Below are 18781 nucleotides of genomic sequence, written 5' to 3'. Positions count from 1 at the left end.
GGTTATTATTTGTTTTAAATATTTATCCCCTGCCAGCCATTTTGATCAGCTTGTGTGCGAGGTCTTTCCCTAAGTAACCATCAATTATGGCATGTACGATATATAAAATCGGGGTCATTAAAATAGCCACAATAAATTTATAGGTATATCCTACTAAGCCAATGGCAAAAACTTGTTGCCAGCTATAATGGTATTGAGGATTTATATAAAATGCAATAAAAATCACCACAAAACTATCAATAAACTGAGAGACTAAAGTAGAACCTGTAGCGCGTAACCAAAGTGCCCGCTCTCCTGTTATTTTTTTTATCTTATGGAAGATCAATACATCAACCATTTGCCCGATAATAAAGGCCGTGATCGAACCTACAATGATCCACATCCCTTGCCCGAATATCCCTGCAAATGCATTATTCATATTGAGGTCTTCTCCGTTTATATTTTGATGCACCCAGAAATCAGCGGCAGTTAAATGCATCGATCCCCAAACCACCAGAAAGGCAAATGCAATTAATATGGCGGTAAGAATAGACAAGAACCGAACTTGTTTAACACCAAAATATTCATTTATAATATCCGTCATGATGAAAATAATCGGCCAGGTTAATACTCCTGCCGACATTACAAAGGACAGATGCGGAACACCCAATAAATTTATATCGAACTTTTTAAAGCCCAGCGTTTCTTCAACACTGAACAATTTAACTCCAATAAACTCTGATAATATAGCGTTTGCTACAAAAAAGCTACCCAGAATGAGCAGTAAACGGCTTTCTTTTGTCTTAAAAGTCATAGACTATAAATCTAGAAATAAATAGCAGATTTAGTATAACAATCATCGTATTTTTAACTGAGATAACACAAAGATTACGCAGCCACCCGCTTTAATCGTTCAATAATAAAATATGATTTTTACAATCGTTCGACGGTAAAAATAGGTTAACAAATTAAATCTCCCAATCTTTGCGATAACAAAATCTGGTAATCTTCATGGCTAAAAAACAACACTTCTATCTCATACTTATTTTAGGTTCGTTGGCGGCACTTGGTCCCTTCTCTATTGATATGTACCTACCTGGTTTTGTTGATATTGCAAAAGATCTAAGAAGTAATGAATCAACTGTAGCCCTATCATTATCAAGCTTTTTTATCGGGATTTCTGCCGGTCAGTTATTGTATGGTCCACTCTTAGATAAATTTGGGAGAAAGAAACCGTTATATTTTGGCCTAGCGCTTTATATCCTTGCCTCTTTTCTTTGTTTGGCTGTAACTGATGTTAACCAATTAATTGTTTTACGTTTTGTGCAGGCCATTGGAAGTTGTGCCACTGCTGTAGCGTCTGTTGCCATGGTACGGGATCTTTTTTCGGTGGAAGAAAGCCCGAAAGTATTTGCTTCCTTAATGTTGGTGATCGCGGTTTCGCCTATGCTTGCCCCAACCGCGGGCGGCTACTTAATTTCTGCCCTGGGCTGGAAATATGTGTTTGTATTTTTAGGATTGATGGCCGTTTTAATGCTCCTGGCTTCAATTTTCAAGCTACCGGAGAGTTATAAACCCGATCCGAATTACTCTTTAAAACCAAAGCCTATTTTAACCAATTTCTTTACCGTTTTAAAAGAGCCTCAATTTTACACCTATGCGCTGATCAGCTCGATTACTTTTTCGGGATTATTCGCCTATGTATCTTCGTCGCCGCAGGTATTTATGAAAATATATGAGGTAAGTAAAACAGGCTACGGCTGGATCTTTGCACTGCTTTCCGTATCATTTATTGGATCGAGCCAAGTGAACAGCTTGATACTAAAATGGTTTACCAGCAAAAATATTGTAACCTACGCACTTATTGCACAATGTATTTTTAGTTTAATCTTTTTGGTTTTCGCCTTAAATAACTGGTTAAATTTATATTCTACCATCGGCTTTATCGCCTTATTTTTGGCCTGCTTAGGTTTAATTAACCCAAATGCAGCTGCCTTGTCGCTCGCTCCATTTACCAAGAATGCAGGTAGTGCATCGGCCTTAATGGGTGCCTTACAAATGGGATTAGGCGCGCTGGCCTCGGTAATGGTAAGTTTATTTAGCGAACACTCGGTTGTGCCTATGCCTTTGGTAATGACAGCAGCTGCATTTATTGCTTTAGGCTGTTTGTTAATCGGTAGAAGGTTTATCACCACTGAAGTGGAGGCATCGCCTGATGCGGCTGTTGCAGCGCATTAATATCATTATACCACAAAGACACCAAGAACACAAAGAGATAATCTCAATGGCCTTAGTGTCTTTGTGGTTAACTTATGGTACAAATAACTTGTAAATCAAATAGCAAATAACTGTACCTACTGCCGCGATGATGAAGCCGCTTAATCGTTTCTTTTTAATAAAACAGATTAAGATAATTCCTGAAATAGATACCAACGTCATCAGCACGGCAGAAATGTCGATAATCCACGACCAGGCCTTACCAGAATCTCTTCCTTTGTGCAAGTCGTTAATCACAGCCACAGCACCAAATCTGGTAGTGGTTAATTCATATTTTCCGGTTTCACGGTCTATAAAGGAATCGGCCAGGTAGCCTGGGCCGTTAAAGGTTAAGCTCAGTTCTCTATCATCGATTCTAAAATCGCTCAATGCGCCTTTAACCTCATGTTTACCTCTAAAAAACTCAACAATTTGTAACTTGTTGATCTTATTGGTATCTGGTTGGTTTACCCATTTTAAACTTACTGATCCAGAATCTTTAGTAACCACTTCCTTACCGGAAGTAAACCAATCAGCGTGATTTAAGGTTAAACCCGATACAGCAAAGAATAGCAGAATCGTAAAACTCACCATCGATAAATAAATATGCAACCAGCGTGATAAACCGGCTAAACGCTTTTTACCCTTACCTTTTCCGTTATCTTTTTTAACCTGTTTTTTGCCCAGGCCGCTAGGTGCAACCGTTATCTTATTTTTTTGCGGTTCCGATTTTTCTGTAGTCAAGAGATGCTGATGTTAGTTCTGTATTTGGCGTTAATTCTATTTTTTTTGCTGAGCCGGTAAATTTCATTTCTTTTGCAATCACCTGATAAGTTCCATGTTCACGGGCTACTTCAATAAAAACGGTGTAAGTTCCTGCTTTTACCAATTTACCAGTATCGTCTTTTCCATCCCATGATAAGCTGTATTTACCTGGTCCGCGTGTTGCAGAGCTTGTTGAACTCAATTTTCCTTCTGCTCCTTTTTTAAACTCATCGCCATTGGCACGGCTCCACGATTTTAAATCTGGCAACCAACGTGGTTTGTTATACCAAATAGCCAGATTACGTACAGGTGTTTTAGCTGCATCTTCGATCCATATTGCCACAAACGGACGACGAACACGTTTACCATCTGTAGATTCTATATTGGCAATTTCTAAGTTTACTACTAATTCATATTTAGTATTCCAAAGTTTATCCGCTTTACTTGCTTTATCTAAAACAATAGCCGGCTTATTTAAAGCAAGCTCGTAATTAGCCCATTCTTTGCTTCTAATTTCTTTGCCATCTTTAGTGATTAACAAGTAGGCGATGTCATTCCTAGTCGCAGTCAATGCCTCAATCTCAGCAATAGAAAGCACATTAAAAGAAGTAGCCAAAGCACCTGCTTCACTCGCATCAGGGCCAATAACCGTTGCACTGATTATTTCTGAAGCTGGCTTTCCAGTACGTGGATCAACAATATGCGAATACCATTTTCCATTTACATTAAAACCCTTGCGGTAATTACCACTGGTTGCCACGGCCATATTAGATACTTTAATTGTTGTTAGTGCGGCATCGTTCTCGGCATCAGCTTTAGGGTTTGCTATTTCGATAGCTTCTGGCTGATTTCCTTTAATTACCATATCGCCACCAATATTCACAACCACGTTTTCAATTCCTGGGCTTTGAAGCGCTTTCTCCGCAGCTTTATTAATGATATAACTTTTTGCAAAAGAATTTAATGCCAATGGTGCATCATCTAAACGGGTAACCGTTTTTTTCTGCTCGTTTAAAATGTAGTGTTTTTGTTTAACCAAAGTAACTGCATGCGCCAATGCTTCAGCCGATGGTAAACGATCCTCGGCAGCTGCTTTTTTCCAAACATCACCTATTACTTTAGCTGATGCGTCAAGCGCGCCATTGGTTAATACTTTATAATTTTCAAACTGTTTTAAAACTTCAAACAAATCTGCCGAAACTTTGGTGGTTTGTTTACCATTGTTCATCCATTTACTAAACTCGCTGTCAGGTTTATAAGCACTTAAAATATCATCTAACCTATCTATTTCGTTTAATGCACGCGCTTCGGCTACATCTGCATCGGCCTGATCGGTTGTTTTAAATTTTAATTCTAACGATGTGCCCAATACATTTTCGTAGTTGGAAACAAAAGTTCTTAAAGCTTTTTTCGGGCTAACAAATGCAGATGCACTTATTAGCAGTAAAAAGGCAGCGGTTAAGTGTTTAAACTTCATATTTAATGAATAATTGAGATTTTAAGATGCAAAGAAAGGGGTTTATCTGGATTAATTTTAAATAAGCAGAAATATATTTGAAATAATACAAAATTTCGGGACTAAAATTCATCGACAACCGTCTGTTTAATACGCTGGTTATTGACGTTAATTTAACACTAGGGTTTAATGATTCTTAAAATTTTCTCTTTACGCAGAATTGCAATCGCACAATCAAGTAGCGGGGCTTTTGGCATGGGGTTTTACGCTTTAAGCTTTTTTTTCCTATTTTCGCTTATAAGATGCTTAATATACAATCTAAACTTCCTGGCGTAAGTACCACCATTTTTTCGGTGATGAGTAAACTTGCCGCAGAACACAATGCCATTAATCTTTCTCAGGGATTTCCTGACTATGCCTGCGATCCAAAACTAGTTGAATTGGTAAACAAAGCCATGCAAGATGGTTATAATCAATATGCTCCGATGCCTGGTTCTACTTTTTTAAAAGAAACCATAGCAGAAAAAGTAGAAAAACTATATAACATAAAATATAATCCTGAAACGGAAATTACGGTTACAGCAGGTGGAACGCAAGCTATTTTTACAGCATTGGCCGCCATTATCAATGCGGGTGATGAAGTTATCATTTTCGAGCCAGCCTATGATAGTTATGCACCTACCATTAAACTTTTAGGAGGCCTGGTTAAAACCTACGAGCTTGCCCCGCCGAGTTATGCCATTGACTGGGATATGGTTAAGAAATTGTTTACGGCCAAAACCAGAATGATCATCTTAAATACACCACAAAACCCAACGGGTAGTATTTTATCTTCAGATGATATGAAATCGCTTATTAAACTGATTACAGGAACCGATATTTTAATCTTGAGTGACGAAGTTTATGAACATCTAATTTACGATGAACAAAAACACCAAAGTGTAATGCTTTATCCTGAATTAAAGCAAAGAAGTTTTATTGTAGCCTCCTTTGGTAAGCTCTTACATGCTACTGGCTGGAAACTGGGTTACTGTTTGGCACCAGAGAAACTAACCAAAGAATTTAGGAAGGTACACCAATTTAATGTTTTCAGCGTTAATAGTCCCATGCAGCAAGCTATTGCCGATTATATTAAAGAACCAAAAAATTATACTGAAATAGGTACATTCTTTCAACAAAAAAGAGATTATTTCAAAAGTCTTTTAGCTGAAAGCCGTTTTAAGCTTTTACCTTGCAACGGTTCGTATTTTCAATGCGCAAGCTACAGCGGTATCAGCGATGAAAAAGACACCGATTTTAGCATGAGGCTGATCAAGGAATTTGGCGTGGCCACCATTCCGGTTTCTGCATTTTACCAAAAAGCAACCGATCATAAAATTATCAGGTTTTGCTTCGCTAAAGAAAACGCAACACTTGCCTTAGCGGCAGAGAAATTAAAAAACGTTTAACCAGACTAAACCTATATACAATGGAAACACCTGTGTACACTCAAATAGAAAATCTGAAAGTAACTGTCTTTCAGGCCTATCTTTTTTGGGAAAACATTGAGAAAAACCTTTTGAATCTGGCACTTAGATTATCGATGGGTGTAAGGGAGAAAACCGATATTATTATTTTACCCGAAATGTTTAACACAGGTTTTAGCATGAATTCTGAAGCCTTAGCCGAAGAAATGGGTGGGAAAACAATGCAGTGGATGCAAAAAATGGCATATCAGTACAACTGCGTAGTTACAGGAAGCATCATTATAAAAGAAAACAATCAATATTTTAACCGCTTGATCTGGATGGAACCAGATGGCAAAAACCAGCATTACGATAAGCGCCATTTGTTTGGCATGGGTGATGAAGATCACCACTTTAGTCCGGGTAAAGAAAAACTTATTGTCGAACTTAAAGGATGGAAAATCAGATTAGCCATTTGTTACGATTTGCGTTTTCCGGTTTGGTTACGCAATGTAGATCAGGAATACGATATCTTACTCTTAGTTGCCAACTGGCCTGATAAACGATCGGCACATTGGAAAGCATTAATTCCGGCCAGGGCAATAGAAAACCAAAGTTATGTTATTGCCGTAAACCGCGTTGGGCATGATGGAAATCAGATTTACCACAGTGGATTATCCATGTGCTTAGATCCTTATGGTAATACCGTTTATTATAAGCCGGAAGACGAAGATTTATATACATTCAGTATCAATTACGAAGAACTGGTTAAAATTAGAAGGCAATTTCCATTTTTAAAGGATGCAGATCGGTTTACCATTAGTTAAATCAAGAATAAATATTCCAATACAATAATCAAACTGGAGCGATCGGTTCAACAATTTAGCAGTCACAACAATGTAGCAATTGACAAATAGTGATCGATACATCTAAACGATTTAAACAATTAACCATCACAAACAATAACCACACACATGTTTAACCGCCGCAAATTTATAAAAGCATCTGCCCTGTCGGCTGGATTGCTGGCCATTGATAAAAGTAGTATTGCTAATGTAATTCCGCATAAAGAAACAAAAGCAGAAAATTTCCCGATTGTAATTTCTACCTGGGATTTTGGAATTGCGGCTAATGCTGATGCATGGAAGGTATTATCAACCGGTGGACGTGCCTTAGATGCTGTAGAGCAAGGCGTTTGGGTACCCGAGGCTGATGAGAACAACCAATCTGTTGGCTATGGTGGTTTGCCAGATCGCGATGGACATGTTACCCTCGATGCCTGTATTATGGATGAACTCGGTAACTGTGGCGCCGTTTTAGCACTCGAACATATTAAACACCCTATCTCGGTTGCGCGTAAAGTGATGGAAAAAACGCCGCACGTAATGTTGGCTGGCGATGGTGCTTTGCAGTTTGCCTTGGAACAGGGTTTTAAAAAAGAAAACTTACTTACTCCTGCCAGCGAAAAAGCCTGGAAAGAATGGTTAAAAACGGCGAAATATGCGCCTGTAATGAACATCGAAAATAAGCTCTACCAGAAAGCTGCCCCGCAAAAACTTCCGGGAAACCAATATAATCATGATACCATTGGCATGCTCGCCATTGATGCTAAAGGAAACATTTCTGGTGCCTGTACAACCAGTGGCATGGCCTATAAATTACATGGAAGAATTGGTGATAGTCCGATTATAGGCGCCGGCCTTTACGTAGACAATGAAGTTGGTGGTGCAACTTCAACAGGTGTAGGTGAAGAGGTGGTCAGAAACGTTGGATCTTTCTTGGTGGTAGAATTAATGCGTCAGGGCTATGCTCCCGAAGCCGCCTGTAAAGAAGCGGTAATGCGTATCATTAAAAAGAAACCTGAAACTGCCAAAAACATACAGGTAGGGTTTTTAGCGATCAACAAAAAAGGCGAGTATGGTGCTTATGCCATCCAGAAAGGTTTTAGCTATGCCGTTTGCAATGCAGAAAAACAAGATCTTTTAATCAAAGGCAAAAGCTATTATTAATATGTTGAATTTTCCCAAACGATTAACAAAAATGAAACGGTAAATGGGATTATTATCTAAAATTTTCGGAAAGAAAAATGTTGCCGAGCGCGAGGGTGAGCCAGATATGGTTTATGTGCCGAGCGAAGATGAACGCATGAACTGGGCGATCGAAAAAGCCAATTTAACCCTTTGCTATTTCGAAGAAAGTTTAAAAAACAAACAACCTTACCAAAACTATTTTTCTATTAAAGTGCTCATTACCGATGGTGATGAAGGCGAACATATTTGGTTAACAGACCCAAATTTTGACGATGAAGGAAACTTATTTGGTACCGTTGGAAACGAACCGGTAAATATTCGTTCCGTAAAATTTAATCAAAAAATCGGCATAAAGCGCGATTTAATCTCTGATTGGATGATTATTGAAAACGGGAGGTTAATTGGCGGTTATACCGTACGGGCCATTAGGGATGGCGTTGCAGAAAAAGAGAAAGCAGCATTTGACAATAGCATAGGTTTATATATTGATGAGGGCGTTGATCATTTTAAAGCCAATCTCGAAACACCGGAAGGTGCGATTCTGGCTATTGAAAAAGCCTACAACAATAAAGATATTGATGCTGCCATAGCCTGTAAAGATTTTTTTGAAGAAGCTAAATCCTTACTTTCTGTGATGAAAATGGAGATTGATCAGGATATCATCAACGAAACAGCCGAGGTGCTTAAACTATCTTTTATCAACAATATAGAAGAACATGGTTTTCCTGATTTTTCCACGATCCAAAATGCTTTTCCGGAACGTAAAAAAGTTGACGAAACCCACTGGGTAATTACAGAGGTATGCTGGTATCCGGATGGCGGAAAATCAGTGCAGTTACTTAACACCTACAAATCGCCAAAGGGATGGGTGGTTTTAGGGCCAGCAGGGCCACAGGAATAATTTAAATTAATAAATCTAATATCATGAGTGAAGTGGCAATTGGTTGCTTAGAAGTATGTGCTAATTCCTATCAATCGGCATTGGCTGCGCAAAATGGTGGAGCAAAAAGAGTGGAGCTTTGTGATAACCTGGCAGAAGGTGGTACCACACCAAGTTATGCTCAAATTGCCCTGGCTAAGAAAAACCTATCCATCGAAGTTTGGCCAATTATCCGTCCGCGCGGAGGCGATTTTCTATATTCCGAAATTGAATTTGAGTTAATGAAAGAAGATATAAAAATCTGCAGATCATTAAATTGTGAAGGTATAGTTACCGGAATACTTAAAGCAGATGGCACTATCGATAAAGAAAGATGCGCTGAATTGATTGAGTTGGCCAAACCTATGGAGGTAGCTTTCCACAGGGCATTTGATATGAGCAACGATATGGATCAGGCATTGGAAGATTTAATCGCACTCAAAATAAAAAGGGTACTTACCTCTGGAGGTGCTTCTTCTGCAATTCTGGGGGCAGAAAAACTGGCACAGCTTGTAGAAAATGCCAATGGCCGGATTACCATCATGCCTGGTGCAGGTATAAATGAAAACAATATCAAAAACCTGATTAATCAAACAGGTGCCACGCAATTTCATGCTTCAGCAAAGGAATTTGTGCCAAGTAAAATGGAATACAGAAATACGGAAACCAAAATGGGCAGTATTGAGGACGAATATCGATACGAACTCACTTCCGAAATAAAAGTAAGGGCTTTGGTAGATGGTATAAATAGTTTTATAAATCATTAATTTCAAACCATCGTCTATTTAAAGCACAAGCTGTACTGATTTCATATCAGTAGCGAAATACCTGAAATTACAGGCTGCGAGGTATCGTCATTGCGAAGCCGATTTTTCATCGGATGAAGCAATCTTTCTTGCTGCGATAAGATTGCTTCGTCGTTCCTCCTCGCAATGACGCCCAATTTTTAAACTTAATAGCGTCTTTATTTATAACGGAGACTGCAAGTGGCTTTATACAAGCCTCTGTTCCATAAACCCGGTAAAAGCGGCAGCCTCCGATCCTTTATCGGAGCTATAGCGAATAACGGGACTGCTGTTCCCGAAGCATTACTGAACACTCATTTTCTAAAAAAACCTAATCGTAAAATACTTATGTACCATTCAATACTTTGAACTGCGTTTACATTTTATTATCCATTTTATCTAGTTGTTCGTATTTCAGTACGTAAACCCAGGAACAAAAACTGTATACATTCCATTAATATTCAAGTAATTAGTTTATATTTAATCAAACCAATAAACTAATTATCATGAAAAAATTATCATCCCTGATTATGGCTACCTTACTTTTTGCAGCATGTGAAAATAAGGAAGCTAAAACTACCGATACGGTAGTAGCAGCAGATAGCACCAAGTATCCGTATACGATTAAGCAGGTGCAAAACTGGGAAATGAACCCAGATACAAAAAATGCCGTAACCGCAATGACCCTTATTAAAACATTCGAAAGTTTAGATACAGCCAGTATGAGCAAGGTGCTTGCCGACAGTGTGGCCTTAGATCTGGATGGTTACAAATTTAAAGGGACAAAAACCCAGCTCATGAAAGAATTACAGGGCGAATTCGACAAAATGAAAGGCTTTAAAATCGACATGCAAGACATGGAATCGGTTGTTAATAAAGATAAAAGCGAAGAATGGGTAAGCCTGTGGTACAACCAGGTTTCTACAACGAAAGAAGGTAAAACCGATACAGTAGCTTTATTTAATGATATTAAATTGAAAAACGGAAAGGTTGTGAGACTGTCTGAATATGTTCAGCATCCAATGAAGAAGTAGCTTAAAAAAAGAAGCTTTATCATAATATTGATTATCATCCTGAAGGATAGTTTGTTGCAAAAGAATCAATATAAATGACAGACGGATAAAGTAGGTGAATGGTTTGAAGTATCGTCATTTCGACCGCAGTGTTCCAAAGGAACTCCTTCGGAGGAGAAATCTTTTAAATTTTATTTCAATAACTTGGTACAAAGATCTCTCTATTTCGCTGTGCTACAATCGAGATGACGACCGTTCTTTTGGAACCTGTTAATGGTAGGATAATTTATTGCAAAAGAATTAATATAATTGAGATGGTTTTAAGAGAATGAATAACCTCGGGCTATCGTCATTGCGACAAGGCTCTTTCAGCCGACGAAGCAATCTTAATGGCAGGATCACTAGCATGAAAGATTGCTTCGTCGTTCCTCCTCGCAATGACGGCCTTTTTGGAATCTGTCAATGGTAGCCAGTTGAAAGACTAGATTAAATAGCCTTGGCAGCGTGTTTCGATTACTTGCCCAATTCATCGGGAAGCTCAACATAAGACAACCTGAAGAAAAATTACTTTTATGATACCACCGCCTTTTCTCTATAGCTTATTTATCTCCACTTCCAGGAACATAATGCAAACCTGGCGTAAGGTAATGAAGCAAAATAACTCTCGAATAGCGGTAATTAATTGGAGATAACAATAAAACACCCGTTAAAATTAAACCTACATAATACCACAGGTTTTCATAAATTAAAGGCAAACCTAAAACATACGATGCTACACCAATGGTAATGATTTCTGCAACGTTCATGGCATAACTTACAAACATCGCTACATAGAAAAATCCCGGCTCGCGCTCAAACTTTAAGTTGCAATGCGGACAGTTAATATTCGTTTTTTGTAACCTGAAAGAATAAGCGCTCCCCGTAAAGATATCTCCTTTGCGGCAACGTGGGCATTTACACTGTACAAAAGCTTGAAATTTGGATAACTCAGCCATAGTCTTCTAATTTAACACCACAAAGATAAGTCCAAAATTAAATACTAATTATGATCTACATCATGTTTGACGATTGGTTTGTTAGTTCATTGGTCATTTGTTCATTGGTCACTGCACCTTGCTCATTAATGCTTTCTTAATAATTCTAAACCTTTACTATTTTCCCTTTAATGGTTTTGATCAGGCTTTTTTCGGCTAGTATTTTAGTACCACGAATAACTGTTTCTACCCTTAAACCAGTCATATCGGCTAATTCTTGCCGCGTTACCTTTAAATTTTCACCCACAGCAATATCGTCGAGAAGGTAATTGATAATCGTTAACAATCGATGCTCTGCTTTTTCGCTCGCCAATTCTTCCAGCATCATCGATTTATAAAAAAGGCGGTTACTTAACGTACGGATCAGGTCCATGCTAAAATCGGGTTCGTTTTTGATCAAATCAAAGAAATCTTCTTTATTTACAGCAATAATCTGCGAATCTTTATTGGTGATGGTAAAAGCTAAATAAGGCCGGTCGATCAATAATGCAGGTTCGCCAAAATACTGCCCTGTTTTAAAAACCCCTTGAATAAATTCCTTTCCTTCATCGCTAACGGTAACCATTCTTACCTCACCTGATTTGATAAAATACACATAGCGTGGATGCATACCGGGCTCGTAAACAACCGAATCTTCCGGGTAGCTTTTGAGTTTTAAACCTTTATCAATCAGTTTTTGGAAGTTCATCATAACCTAGGCCAATAAGTACTTAAGGAGGTCTGTAAAGATCTTAAAGATTATTTTCGATATAATTATATGTCACTTGTCATTCTGAACGAAGTGAAGAATCCTAGCCAATAAAACACCTAACCTAAAGTTACCTCGTTAACAAAGTCAATAGATCATAAAAGCATCTTTAATATCTTACAGATTCTTCATTGCATTCAGAATGACAAAATTGACGAAGACTACCCTAAAGTCTCCTTCATTAAACGGGTGTAAAACTCTTTCAGTGTAATACCCATTGCCGCTACCTGTTGTGGGATAAAACTGGTTGCTGTTTGCCCAGGAATGGTATTGATTTCGATAAAATAAAATTTACCAGTTCCTTCTTCCAGGAAATAATCAACACGTACCACTCCCCTGCAATTTAATTTCTTATATACATCCTTTACCACCTGTTGTACGCGACTTACCTCTTCTTCATTCATTCTTCCTGGTGTAATTTCTTCAGTTGCACCTGGCGTGTATTTGGCTTCGAAATCAAAAAATTCATTTGCCGGAATCACTTCTGTGGTTGGCAAAACAATAATTTTTCCTTCAGCGCCAAAAATGCCTATCGAAAACTCTCTACCACTAACAAACTCCTCAATTAAAATCTGATCATCTTCTTTAAAAGCCTTTTCTAAAGCACTTTCCAAGTCATCGGCATGTTTTACCTTACTCATACCAATGCTACTGCCCCCACTATTTGGTTTAACAAAATAAGGCAATCTTAGATCTTGCTTAATTTGATTTAAATTATAGTTGCCACCTTTAAATATCTGAACAGATTTTGCGGTGTACAGGTTATCAATGCCTTCTACAACCGCTTTGGTATAACCTTTATTCATCGTAATTGACGAAGTTAGTGCATCGCAGGCCGTGTATCGGATACCTAACATATCAAAATAGCCCTGTAATTTCCCATCCTCGCCAGGCGAACCATGAATAGCAATAAAAACGCCGTCGAACTTAATTTTTCTTCCTTCAAGCGTTAAGGAAAAATCATTTTTATCAATTTCAATTTTAACAGAATCAGCAGGCTCATAAAACCAGCCCTTTTCGTTCAGCATAATCTTATACACATCGTATAAATCGGGGTCGATATTTTGAGCAATAGTGGCTGCGCTTTTCACCGAAACAACCCATTCGCCTGTGGTACCGCCTGTTAACAATGCTATCGTTTTCTTCATGTTAAAAATCCTTTTATAAATAGAAATTGAATATAAATATATCCTCAAAAATATAAATATCTTTGTGCTTTAGTAACAATGAAGGAGAGAATTTATTGAATGATTGAATGAGGAAATGGATTCTATAATTCAATCAATCATTAAAATAGTTACATTTGAGCTTGTACGCATAACCCAAATTAAGATTCATGTCTAAATTTATAGATTATTTAAAAACCAAATCGTTTAGAAACAATATTTTAGCTGCAATAATAACTGTTGTTGTGCTTCTACTGGTTGCTTTTTTTAGTTTAAGATATTATACCAAACACGGACAGGGCTTAAATGTACCCATGGTAAAAGGCTTATCTTTTGAACAGGCAGTTAAGAAACTCGAAGATGCCGGATTAAAATATGAAGTAGATTCTGTTTTTATTATGGATCAACCTGCAGGAATTGTAATTGATCAGGATCCTGATCCCAATACTTTTGTAAAAGATAACCGTACCATATACTTAACCATTAACGCAGGTAAAACACCGAATACAAAATTCCCTGATATAGCGTTTAAGACCTTAAGAGAAGCACAGGCTATAATTGAAAGCTCGAGATTAAAACTCGGCGATACAACCTATAAGCCAGATGTAAGCCGCGATGTGGTTTTGGAAGCTTCTTTTGGAGGTCAGCCAATAGCAGTCGGACAGGTTGTGCCTGTTGGCTCCAGGATTAACCTGGTATTGGGCGATGGACGTGGAAACGAAGAAGTAGATATTCCACAACTCATGGGATTAACGATGGATGAAGCGAAATTTAGCCTGAGAGGTTCGAACCTGAGTTTAGGTACTATTATTTACGATGGCCCTATTACCGATAGTGCTGCTGCCATTATTATTAAACAAGATCCTATGCTGGTTGATTCGTTAACCAAAGTGGCTATAGGCACAAAGATTAACATTACCCTATCTAACAAACAACAATAAACACGTATCATATTTACAGATGACTGAAGTAGAAAAAAAGAACATGAGTATAGGCAAAAAAGTGGCAATAGTGATTGCACTTGTTGTTATTTTAATTGCTGGTTACTTTGCGTTAAATATTTACAGGCTTTACTTTGCCCCCAACGTTACCGAAAATCAAAAATATCTATATATCAAAACCGGAAGCAGCTACGATGATCTGATCGCAGAAATTAAAAAGAAAGATCTGGTAAAAAGTGTCTCTTCTTTTACTGCAGCTGCCGGAAAAATGAATTTAGCTACGAGCGTTAAACCCGGACGTTACCGTTTAACCAAAGGAATGACCAACCGCAGTTTAATTAACTTAATTAAAGCTGGAAATCAAGATCCGGTTAAATTGAAATTCCATAATATCCGCAAGAAAGAAAACTTCGCTGCATATCTGGCCAGCAATCTGGAAGCCGATTCGTTAAGCTTTATCAATGTTTTAGATTCTACGGCGCTGATTAGCAAATATGGTTTTAACCAGGATAATGTGTATGCTATGTTTATCCCGAATACTTACGAGATGTACTGGAATATTTCGCCGGTTGATTTCTTTGAGCGCATGCATAAGGAATATGATAAATTCTGGACAGCCGACCGCAAGCAAAAAGCAGCAAGTTTAAACCTGACTCCGGTACAGGTATATACCCTGGCTTCTATAGTGGATGCAGAGGCCCTTTACGACAAAGAAATGCCCATTATAGCAGGCTTGTACTTAAACCGTTTAAACAAAGGCATATTGTTACAGGCTGATCCAACGGTGATTTTTGCAAACAATGATTTTACAGTAAAAAGGGTAACCGGGAGATTACTACAGGTGCAGTCGCTTTATAACACTTATAAATATGCTGGTTTACCTCCAGGCCCCATTATGATGCCAAGTATTAATGCAATTGATGCTGTACTAAACCGCGACAACAACAATTATATTTACATGTGTGCCAAAGAAGATTTTTCCGGCTACCATAACTTTGCTGAAAATAAAGCACAGCACGAAATCAATGCAAAGAAATATCGTGAAGCTTTAAACAAAAGAAACATTTTTAAATAATGTATAGCCACAGCACAAAAATCAGGGTCCGCTATGGCGAAACCGATCAGATGGGTTATATGTATTACGGCAATTATGCACAGTACTACGAAGTAGGCCGGGTAGAAATGTTGCGCAGTTTGGGCATGAGCTATAGCTCGATGGAAGCTGATGGAATTATGATGCCTGTTTTGGAATTAAAGTGCAAATACATTAAACCTGCACTTTACGACCAGGAAATTACGGTAAAAACAATCGTCAAAACCTTACCGGGCATCAGGATCTTTTTTGAATACGAGTTGTATAACGAAAAAGAAGAGCTCATAAATATTGGGACAACTACACTGGTTTTTGTTGATATGAAGAAAAATAAACCGACAAATCCACCTGAAAATTTTATGCAAAAACTATCGGTGTTTTTTAATTAACAATACAATGGAATGGTTACATAGGCAATTATTACATCTTAAACTCTATTCTAGATTTATCGAATGGACGAAGGGATGTGTTTTGCCTGGTTTTAGCCCACTTCCCCTTTATACTGTAGCTACATTTTTCTTTCGTGAAATTGGCAAAGATGCTTTGGTAAACAAATCATCATCATTAGCTTATAGTTTCATGCTGGCTATCTTCCCAGGCATTATCTTCTTATTTACGTTAATTCCTTTTATTCCAATTAAAGGCTTCCAGGATCAACTGTTAAACTTAATACAGCTTGTATTGCCGCACAATGCTTTTGATGCCTTTGAAACCACATTGAAAGACATCATAAAAAACCAGAACAGGGGCTTATTATCTTTCGGTTTTTTATCGGCCATATTTTTTGCCACCAATGGGGTTAAAAACTTAATGAAGGCTTTTAATAAATCATCATTGATTATCGAAACAAGGGGCTGGTTAAAACAACGCTTAATTGCACTGGTATTAACTACGATTATTTGTTTTTCCATTATCATCTGCATCAGCGCCATGACGCTGGGAGAAGTTTTACTGAATAAGATCACAAACGAACTCCACATCAAAGGTAGTTTCCTGGCCTTTGCCGTACAGTTTACCCAATGGGCACTACTGGCTATTTTATATTTTCTAACGGTATCTATCTTATATCGATACGGGCCAGCACATTCTAAAAAATGGCGTTTCTTTAGTGCGGGTTCTTGGTTGGCTACCATTTTAGCTTTCCTTACTATTTGGGGTTTTTCTTTCTACATTAACCATTTTGCTTCATACAACAAAGTATATGGTTCTATCGGAACATTAATCGTAGTCATGATCTGGCTTTATCTCAATTCCTTGATTTTATTGATTGGTTTTGAGCTCAATGCCAGCGTTGATGTAAGCAAAAGAAGTGTGAAGATTATCCGACCTACCTTTAATTTGTTCAAAAAATCGGAGCCAATTGAAGAAAATATACAGAAGAAATAATTTTTTCTCCCTCTGTGTTAAGTAATTATCAAGTTTATATAAAAAAAAAGCATTCATAGTTTGCAGATTTAACCGGAGTTCGTACTTTTGCCTCCGGAAAGCTGGCAGAGTGGTCGAATGCGGCAGTCTTGAAAACTGTTGACTGTAACAGGTCCGGGGGTTCGAATCCCTCGCTTTCCGCCGAAAAGAAAAATGGGTCTTATTAAGGCCCATTTTTTTTATGTCCAAAAAAAATGGCTAATTCATGGCTATTTTAATGTCGAGAGACATAAAAGCAGGCTTTAAAGCATAATGGAAGATTGGGTTCGATTCCCTTCCTCTCTGCAAAAACAAAAAAGAAGATCTCTTCTTAGTGCGGAAAAGCTTATAAAGCCTACAATGGTAGTAACTAAGAATTATAACCATGACTGAAGATTCAAAAATAGATTACAACTAAAGACCTTAAGGCTGGAAATTATCTTATCAAGTTAGGGCAAGTGCTGGAAATTGATAATGATTCTGATTTTTACCGCGTATAAGTCACAAAACACAATGAAAAACAGGTATATAAATTTTTACCAGGCGAAATGCTACTGATAATTGAGCATAAAATAGTCGACAGTCCTACGGAATTCCTTTTGTCTTCTAAAGTAAGAGATATCCTGAAGCGGATGTTTACAACCACACGCCTTGAAGTTGAAGTAAAAAACAAGCGGCCGCATCAACTACAACAAGATTAAAATGTAATAAATTTTATGGATAACTACTGATTAATCTTATTCAATACTTTTTGAAAAGCTCATCGACTTTGTTGATTGCTGGTTCAAGAAATTCATCATTGTCATAACTACAAACAAAAACGGCAGTAGCATTACACCACTGCCGCCGCTATTAATTCAATTCTGCTTACAATAAATCACCCATTCCGAAGACCGTCAATCCTTTGGCAAACTGTTCGGCTACAGCCTGATTAGCGGCTTCAATATACTGGCCTGTGATGGGGTCGACGACCGTACGTAATGGCCGGGTGCCTTTCGGAGTACCGATCAGTTTTACGATGGCGTCAGCAACGTCCTGCGGGTTAGGGTTCTTCGCTTGCATCTCTCCGCCCAGTGTGGCTACCATTTTGTTGGGAATATCGGCAATGTCGCCGTACCCTTCAAATACACCCTGGTCAGATGCGGGGTTGTTCTTTTGCTGCATTTCGGTAGGAAAAGCGCCCGGCTCAACAATAGCCACATCAATGCCTAAACGCTTGACCTCGTAGTGGAGGCCTTCACTTATTCCCTCTAGTGCAAATTTCGAGGCTGCATACATGGTAGCAAACGGGAACGACACCCGTCCAAAACCGCTGGTCACATTAATGATCAGTCCGTCGGCCTGCTTACGCATGGCGGGCAGCACCTGTTTGATCAGTCGCCAGGGGGCATAAACGTTGATATCAAATGTAGTGTGCACGTCGGCCGTAGTAAAGCTCTCGGCTACACCATTCATGCTGTAACCGGCGTTGTTCACCAGCACATCAATAGTGCCTTCTTTGGCTAGAATGGTGTCAACGGCCTGCTTCACGCTCTGGTCGTCAGTTAAGGTAACATCTAAAACGGTTAAATTCTCTACGGCCGCAAGTGCAGCCGCTTTATCGGCATTACGGCCTTGGGTATCGCGCATCGTGGCGTATACCTTGTATCCTAAAGCAGCTACGCTGTGGGCGGTAAGCCAGCCAAAACCAGTATTTGTTCCAGTTATCAGTACAATTTTTTTGCTCATCTTTATTATTATTTAATGA

At 38.4% G+C, this 18781-nt stretch carries 18 protein-coding genes and 1 tRNA gene; 12 read left to right on the top strand and 7 right to left on the bottom strand.

Annotation, left to right across the window (positions count from 1 at the left end):
• Positions 1–22: 22 nt before the first annotated feature.
• Positions 23–793: a queuosine precursor transporter gene (locus tag LQ201_RS07430; protein ID WP_230140731.1), complete on the bottom strand. Its 771-nt coding sequence runs from the start codon at positions 791–793 to the stop codon at positions 23–25.
• A gap of 197 nt (positions 794–990) precedes the next feature.
• On the opposite strand from LQ201_RS07430, the gene LQ201_RS07425 reads away from it, so the two are divergent.
• Complete coding sequence (locus LQ201_RS07425; RefSeq protein ID WP_230140729.1) at positions 991–2217, top strand: multidrug effflux MFS transporter; 1227 nt, start codon at positions 991–993, stop codon at positions 2215–2217.
• A 72-nt stretch (positions 2218–2289) separates the two neighbouring features.
• Here the strand turns inward: LQ201_RS07425 and LQ201_RS07420 are convergent, their stop codons facing one another.
• Positions 2290–2979 carry a PepSY-associated TM helix domain-containing protein gene (locus tag LQ201_RS07420; RefSeq protein ID WP_230140727.1) on the bottom strand — a complete coding sequence of 230 codons (690 nt, stop codon included), beginning with the start codon at positions 2977–2979 and terminating at the stop codon, positions 2290–2292.
• Complete coding sequence (locus LQ201_RS07415; protein ID WP_230140724.1) at positions 2945–4477, bottom strand: DUF2271 domain-containing protein; 1533 nt, start codon at positions 4475–4477, stop codon at positions 2945–2947. The genes LQ201_RS07420 and LQ201_RS07415 overlap by 35 nt, the downstream gene beginning before the upstream one ends.
• Positions 4478–4758: 281 nt before the next feature.
• Between LQ201_RS07415 and LQ201_RS07410 the strand changes: the two genes are divergently transcribed.
• The 6 genes from LQ201_RS07410 to LQ201_RS07385 all read left to right on the top strand — a co-directional run bounded on the left by LQ201_RS07410 (position 4759) and on the right by LQ201_RS07385 (position 10669).
• The gene (locus LQ201_RS07410) at positions 4759–5904 is read left to right on the top strand and encodes a methionine aminotransferase (protein ID WP_230140722.1); all 1146 of its coding nucleotides are present in this window, start codon (positions 4759–4761) and stop codon (positions 5902–5904) included.
• Between the two features lie 20 nt (positions 5905–5924).
• Positions 5925–6728, top strand: a complete 804-nt coding sequence (locus tag LQ201_RS07405) for a nitrilase family protein (protein ID WP_230140720.1) — start codon at positions 5925–5927, stop codon at positions 6726–6728.
• Between the two features lie 147 nt (positions 6729–6875).
• Complete coding sequence (locus tag LQ201_RS07400) at positions 6876–7910, top strand: N(4)-(beta-N-acetylglucosaminyl)-L-asparaginase (RefSeq protein ID WP_230140716.1); 1035 nt, start codon at positions 6876–6878, stop codon at positions 7908–7910.
• Between the two features lie 43 nt (positions 7911–7953).
• The gene (locus LQ201_RS07395) at positions 7954–8832 is read left to right on the top strand and encodes a YegJ family protein (protein ID WP_230140714.1); all 879 of its coding nucleotides are present in this window, start codon (positions 7954–7956) and stop codon (positions 8830–8832) included.
• A gap of 23 nt (positions 8833–8855) precedes the next feature.
• On the top strand, positions 8856–9617 hold the full coding sequence (locus LQ201_RS07390) for a copper homeostasis protein CutC (protein ID WP_230140713.1): 762 nt from the start codon (positions 8856–8858) through the stop codon (positions 9615–9617).
• 524 nt (positions 9618–10141) lie between these two features.
• Positions 10142–10669 (top strand): hypothetical protein, encoded by a 528-nt coding sequence (locus LQ201_RS07385; RefSeq protein WP_230140711.1) that lies wholly within the window; start codon positions 10142–10144, stop codon positions 10667–10669.
• A gap of 578 nt (positions 10670–11247) precedes the next feature.
• On the opposite strand, the gene LQ201_RS07380 is transcribed toward LQ201_RS07385, so the two are convergent.
• The 3 genes from LQ201_RS07380 to LQ201_RS07370 form a co-directional block, all read right to left on the bottom strand.
• Positions 11248–11643 (bottom strand): DUF983 domain-containing protein, encoded by a 396-nt coding sequence (locus LQ201_RS07380; protein ID WP_230140709.1) that lies wholly within the window; start codon positions 11641–11643, stop codon positions 11248–11250.
• Between the two features lie 145 nt (positions 11644–11788).
• Complete coding sequence (locus LQ201_RS07375) at positions 11789–12373, bottom strand: Crp/Fnr family transcriptional regulator (protein ID WP_230140706.1); 585 nt, start codon at positions 12371–12373, stop codon at positions 11789–11791.
• A 218-nt stretch (positions 12374–12591) separates the two neighbouring features.
• On the bottom strand, positions 12592–13578 hold the full coding sequence (locus LQ201_RS07370) for a D-alanine--D-alanine ligase (RefSeq protein WP_230140704.1): 987 nt from the start codon (positions 13576–13578) through the stop codon (positions 12592–12594).
• Positions 13579–13766: 188 nt separating this feature from the next.
• Here LQ201_RS07370 and LQ201_RS07365 point away from each other — a divergent pair, with 188 nt between their 5' ends.
• From LQ201_RS07365 to LQ201_RS07345, 5 genes are all read left to right on the top strand, one after another.
• Positions 13767–14537, top strand: coding sequence for a PASTA domain-containing protein (locus LQ201_RS07365; protein ID WP_230140703.1), 771 nt, complete (start codon positions 13767–13769; stop codon positions 14535–14537).
• 19 nt (positions 14538–14556) lie between these two features.
• The gene (gene mltG, locus LQ201_RS07360) at positions 14557–15612 is read left to right on the top strand and encodes an endolytic transglycosylase MltG (protein WP_230140701.1); all 1056 of its coding nucleotides are present in this window, start codon (positions 14557–14559) and stop codon (positions 15610–15612) included.
• Complete coding sequence (locus tag LQ201_RS07355) at positions 15612–16019, top strand: thioesterase family protein (protein WP_230140698.1); 408 nt, start codon at positions 15612–15614, stop codon at positions 16017–16019. Before mltG ends, LQ201_RS07355 begins: the two co-directional genes overlap by 1 nt.
• A 7-nt stretch (positions 16020–16026) precedes the next feature.
• Entirely contained in the window at positions 16027–17016 is a 990-nt protein-coding gene (locus LQ201_RS07350; RefSeq protein WP_131029826.1) for a YihY/virulence factor BrkB family protein, read from the top strand.
• A gap of 95 nt (positions 17017–17111) precedes the next feature.
• Positions 17112–17196: transfer RNA gene (locus LQ201_RS07345), tRNA-Ser, on the top strand.
• Positions 17197–17901: 705 nt separating this feature from the next.
• On the opposite strand, the gene LQ201_RS07340 is transcribed toward LQ201_RS07345, so the two are convergent.
• The gene (locus LQ201_RS07340) at positions 17902–18762 is read right to left on the bottom strand and encodes an SDR family oxidoreductase (RefSeq protein ID WP_230140692.1); all 861 of its coding nucleotides are present in this window, start codon (positions 18760–18762) and stop codon (positions 17902–17904) included.
• Positions 18763–18781: the final 19 nt, after the last annotated feature.

Source organism: Pedobacter sp. Bi126 (genome assembly GCF_918698245.1).
Classification (GTDB): domain Bacteria; phylum Bacteroidota; class Bacteroidia; order Sphingobacteriales; family Sphingobacteriaceae; genus Pedobacter.
This window is presented reverse-complemented; position numbering and strand designations above follow the sequence as displayed.